Source organism: Wolbachia endosymbiont of Pentidionis agamae (assembly GCF_036711655.1).
In the GTDB taxonomy this organism is placed as follows: Bacteria; Pseudomonadota; Alphaproteobacteria; order Rickettsiales; family Anaplasmataceae; genus JAZHPY01.
Genome location: NZ_JAZHPY010000096.1, coordinates 1 through 3,598 on the forward strand (window position 1 = coordinate 1; position 3,598 = coordinate 3,598).

At 29.7% G+C, this 3,598-nt stretch carries 2 protein-coding genes and 1 pseudogene; 2 read left to right on the top strand and 1 reads right to left on the bottom strand.

Annotated features, from left to right (window positions below; translation table 11 throughout):
• Positions 1–433: pseudogene (locus V6U76_RS04845) on the top strand (hypothetical protein); the annotation flags it as partial.
• Positions 434–758: 325 nt separating this feature from the next.
• On the opposite strand, the gene priA reads toward V6U76_RS04845, so the two are convergent.
• Positions 759–2,708 (bottom strand): replication restart helicase PriA, encoded by a 1,950-nt coding sequence (gene priA / locus V6U76_RS04850; protein ID WP_333023983.1) that lies wholly within the window; start codon positions 2,706–2,708, stop codon positions 759–761.
• A gap of 305 nt (positions 2,709–3,013) precedes the next feature.
• Between priA and V6U76_RS04855 the strand changes: the two genes are divergently transcribed.
• Positions 3,014–3,598, top strand: a 585-nt coding sequence (locus V6U76_RS04855) for an ankyrin repeat domain-containing protein (RefSeq protein WP_333023985.1), incomplete at its 3' end; no start/stop codon positions are given.

Below are 3,598 nucleotides of genomic sequence, written 5' to 3' on the forward strand. Positions count from 1 at the left end.
TACAGGAGAATATAGAGAAACAGAGATTTCACTTTATAAAATATTGGTAGAGAATGATCCGAATAAATTAGCAGGATTTTTTAAATATTCTGAAATAATGGATGAGGTTGAAAATTATTTAAAACCAGGTAAATTAAGCGAAGATTTACCTATATATGGAGATCTCATAAAAGAGCAATGTAGAAAAGGGATGGAAAGACGTGATGCACTCGATAAAGTTTGTGATATTTTTACAGATATGGCAGACGAAAATCTTATAAAATACATGAAAGATAAAGAAAAATACATGAAAGACAATAATCTTGAAGAATACAAAAATGAAAATCCTGGAGTGTTCCATCCTATAATAGATAACGAACTAGTAGTAAGTACAATATTTAACAGTGTAGAAACTAATAATCTTATAGAAAATCCTAAGAGTATTGATAGGTAAAACACATAAGTAGCTGCAGTATAGGTATTATAGCTCTTGCACTGCAGCTGGTTTTACGTATGCCTGAAATAAATTTGGTAATTAGATTAAGTAGGGGGCAAGGTCAATCACTATAAAATAACAAACTTAATAGTACATGATGTAAATTTGAAGTTATAGGTTTTGAAATAGGTTCAATAAAAAGTAAAATTAATCTTAATTTTACTAAACCAATCACATATTCAATTATAACTCTTTTGCTTAAAGCTCTTGGTTTTCTATTTTTTTCCTTAGTTAAAAGATGAAATATTTTACTATTTTTCGCTTTTTTTAAGCTGCAGTTGGGTTAAGAGAAACTAATTGGATCAACATCTATTTTTACTTTGATACTGGAATTAAAACCGCACTTCTTAATCCAGTCTTTCACTTTTCTCTGCACCATATTCTTACCATATATTTTCAATAATATTCTATATCTATATTGATTATTTATAAGATTTATAGCTGCTGGTGAAGGACCAAAAATTTCTAATTCTTGAGAATTTGGGATGCTTCTTACTAATTTATCTGCTGCTTTTTGTGCTAAAAGTTGATTTTTTCCAGAAATAACAAAAGCAATTAATCTGCTAAACGGTGGCATCTTAGCTGTGCATCTTGATACAAGCTCTGCTTCGTAGAACAGATCTCTTTTTTGACTCTTCAATGCTTTAATAATTAAACTTTCAGCATTATTGGTCTGCACTATTACACGCCCCTTTTCATTAAACCGTCCTGATCTACCTGCAACTTGGTGTAATAACTGATATGTTTTTTCTGTTGCTCTTAAATCAGAATTAAAAAGACCTAAATCTGCATTTATTATACCAACCAGTGTGAGCTTGGGGAAATTATGTCCTTTCGCAATAATCTGTGTGCCAATTATAATATTAATTTCTTCTTTTAATACCAAATTAATTATAGTATTAATACTTTTTTGGTCACTACTTATAATTGCTGTTTTTACATTTGGTATTAATTTTACTATTTCTTCAAGTAATTTCTCAATTCCTATACCATATGAAGATAATGTATTCTCCTCTTTACAGTTGGTACACTTTTCTGGGAACAAAGACGAATAAGAACAATGATGACATAGAAGAGCATTTTTTTTCTTATGATATGTTAAATAAATGGAGCAATTTGGGCAGTGGATTTTATATCCACATTTTTTACATACAACTAATTGTGCATATCCTCGAAGATTTAAAAACAGCATGACTTGTTGTGTTTTTTCTATTGTTTTTTTGATCTCATCAAATAGTTCATGTGAAATCCATTGTTTGCTATTCCTCATATTAACTATCTTAATTTGCGGTAATTCAGCACCTCCAAAACGTTTTGTTAAACTTATATGATTATAATTCCCATTTTTAACATTATAAATTGTTTCAAGTAGAGGAGTTGCTGACGATAAAATAATTGGTATATTCTCAAGCTTAGCAAGAACTATAGCCATATCTCTGGCATTATATATAACTCCGTGTTCTTGTTTAAAAGATGAATCATGCTCTTCATCAATAACAATGAGTTTGAGATTTTTATAAGGTAAAAAAAGTGCAGATCTTGCTCCTATAATTATCTGAACACTACCATTTACTATATTTAACCAATTATTTCTACGGTTTTTTGGTGTGAGTGCAGAATGCCATTCAGCAATATTTCCTAATATCCGCTTACGAACGTGATCAACTAACTGTGATGTTAAGACAATTTCAGGTAAAAGAATCAAAACTTGTGCACTTGCTTCAACACTTATCAGGTTTGCAATTACAGAAAGATAGACTTCTGTTTTTCCAGATCCTGTTTCACCATCAAGTAAAGTGACTGAGTATTTTCCTAAATTGTTTATAATCTTATTACTTGCTTCTTGTTGTTCAGAACTTAATTGGTAATTTATTTCATCTATTTCTCGCTTCTGTTCAATACAAGATAGTTTATCTAAATTATTTATTTTTAATGCTCCACCAATCAGCATTTTTGCAAGCATACCAGTAGGTATTAAATTATATTGTGCAACCCACTTTATAAACTTGATCAGCTGTATTCTAACGCATTGTAAATTAACTTTTTGCTCAATGAACTTCAATTCTCTATCAGTTCTATTGCTATATTGCCACACTATACCTATTAATTTTTTTTTACCAAAAGGTACTATTACATAATCTCCAACTGAAACTTCAGCATTGTTTTGAATAACATATGAAAACAGTTGATTGATTGGTAGTGGTAATAATACATCAATTATCTTTGTATTCATGATACAATAAGTTTAGCACTTAGAAGAAAAGATGATAGAGAGAACAGCTTAATTGGAGAAATTATATTTTTATGATGGGAAAGAAGGTTTTTTCTCTTAAAATACAAAAGTTTATTTTTCCTTAAGAAGAGTGAACGCGGCGAAAATTTTTGCTTCCTGAGTTTCGCCATTACCATTATAATATAGGAAATCAAGTAAAAATCTCAAAAATATTTAGTTTAAGCTGGATATCTAATTCTTCTTTTAAAGAAAAAATAAATTTATTCTAAAAAAGTACTTGAGATACTATAACACATAATTTATTAATTAATGAGGCAAATCTTATGAGTGAAAATAACAAAAAATTATTTAAAGCAATTCAAGACAATAATTTAACAGAAGTTAAGAGATTGGTCGAAATAGAAAAAGTTGATGTTAATACTGTTGATGAAGAAGGTTATACTTCTTTACATAAAGCTGCTAAAAATGGGCATATTGATACAGTAAAATTTTTACTATGGAAAGGTGCAAATGTTAATGCTCGTGATAATAGTGGTTACACTTCTTTAAACTGGGCTGCCTACAATGGGTATGACAAAGTGAAAGAGATTCTAATAGAAAATGAAGCTAATGTTAATGCTACTAATTGGTATAAACTTACTCCTTTACATCTGGCTGCTCGATATGGGCGTATAAGAGCTGTAAAGCTTCTACTAGAAAAAGGAGCTAAAGTTAATGCAAAGGATAAAGACAATAGGACTGCTTTACATCTTGCTGCTGAAAATGGTAATACAGCAGTTGTAAAGCTTCTAATAAATAAAGAAGCTAATGTTAATGCTATTGATAATAGTGGTTATACTCCTTTACATTATGCTGCTCGACATGGGCATACAGCAGTTGTAAATGCTCTA

Bases quoted from the DNA above. Each gene is read 5' to 3' on its own strand.
- priA (WP_333023983.1), bottom strand. From the start codon at position 2,708: ATGAATACAAAGATAATTGATGTATTATTACCACTACCAATCAATCAA.